Raw genomic sequence first — 1,774 nt, forward strand, 5'->3', positions numbered from 1 at the left:
ACGGGCCCCCGCGCGCAGGCGCCCGAGCCCGCGGCGGACGGCCGCCCGGGGGACGCGGACACCGCCGCGCCGGCGTCGGAGCGGGCCACCGGCCCCGCCCCGGACGACATCGCCTCCCTCCTCGCCTCGCTCGTCGACAAGTCCCTCGTGGTCGCCGAGCCGGCGGCGGGCACGGACGGCGGCATGCGCTACCGGCTGCTGGAGACCGTCGCCGAATACGCCTCGGAACGGCTCGACGAGGCGGACGACCGGCCGGCCACCGAGCGCAGGCACCTCGTCCACTACCGCGAACTCGCCCGCACCACCGACCCGTTGCTGCGCGGCGCGGGGCAGGGGGCGGCCCTCGGCACGTTCCGGCGGGAGTACGAGAACCTGCGCACGGCCCTGCGCAGGGCGCACGCCGCGGGCGACGAGCACGAGGTGCTGTGCCTGGTGCTCTCGCTGACCTGGTGCTGGCAGATGCTCGACCAGCGCTCCGAGGCCCGGCACTGGACCGAGGCGGCCGGCGCGATGGCGCCCGACCCGTTCGCGCCGCCCGAGGAGCCCGCGCCGCCGATCCCCGTGCGCTGCACCGACAGCCCGCCCCCGATGGCCGAGGACGTGCTGCAGGAGGCGCGGCGCGAGGTGTCGCTGCTGAAGATGTTCACGGCCGACCTCACCAGCGGCGACTGGAACGACGAGCGTGAGGAGTGGCTGCGCGCGGTCACCCGGGTCTACAGCGCCGGGCTGCCGCAGACCTGCCGCTTCCCCGGCGTCGGCTGGCTGCTCGCGCTGATGTTCACCGGACAGGCGGACCGGCTGACGGCGGCGATGGACGAGACCATCCGCGCCTGCGAGGAGTTCGGCTACGAGTGGGACCTGGCGAGCGTCCTGCAGATGCGGGCGAACCTCTACGCCAACCGCGGCTCCACCGCGACCGCCGCGGCCCGCGACGCGGAGCGGGCCCTCGCGATCTTCGAGCGGCTCGGCGACGCCTGGGGCACCGCGGAATCGCTGTCCGCGCGGGGCGAGGCGCACGAGCGGGTGGGGCGCTTCGCCGACGCCGCTGCCGACTACGCGGCGGCCGTGCGGCACGCGGAGGGGCTGGGCGCGCGCCACCACGTGGCGCTGCTGCGGATGCGGCTCGCGCAGAACCTTCTGGAACTGGACCGGGGCAGCGAGGGCGAGCAGATCCTGCACGAGGTGCTGAGGGCCCACGAGAAGGACGCCGGCGGCGGGGTGCACCACGAACTGGTCCCCGCGGCCCGCCTGTTCCTCGCGCTCTGGCTCGGCCGGACAGCGCGCCGGGCCGAGGCCCGCGAGCAACTGCGCCTGGCGGGGGAGGCGTTCAGCGAGGACGCGCCGGGTTTCTTCCGCGGATACATCGGCGCGACCGTGTCCTGGCTCGACGTCGAGGACGGGCTGTTCGAGGCGGCCCGCGCGGGGATGCGCGAGGCCCTGCCCCAGGCGCTGACGCCGCTGTCGCAGCTGATGGCCCCGGAGATGGTCGCGGTGCAGCTGCTGACGGCGTCCCGCGCGCTGGCGGGCCTGGCCCTCGGCGGCGGCCCGGCACCGGCCCGGGACGCGGCGCGGCTGCTCGGCGCGTACGAGGCGGCCCTCCCCGAGGGCCACATCCGCAGCCCCTTCGAGCAGGAGCAGTACGAGGCGGCCGAACGCGACGCGCTGGCCGCCCTGTCCGGGGACACGGCGGCTCGGGAGGCGGCCCGCGCCGAGGGCGCGAAGCTGTCGCTGCCGGAGGCGGCCGCGCTGATCTGAGCGCGCGCACCGGCCCGGG

General features: G+C 76.8%; 1 pseudogene. It reads left to right on the forward strand.

What is annotated here, in order from left to right:
• Nucleotides 1-1,755, forward strand: a pseudogene (locus L1885_RS28005) (AfsR family transcriptional regulator); the annotation flags it as partial.
• Between the last annotated feature and the right edge of the window lie 19 nt (nucleotides 1,756-1,774).

The organism is Streptomyces fuscigenes (assembly GCF_021556455.1).
GTDB classification, from domain to species: domain Bacteria; phylum Actinomycetota; class Actinomycetes; order Streptomycetales; family Streptomycetaceae; genus Streptomyces; species Streptomyces fuscigenes.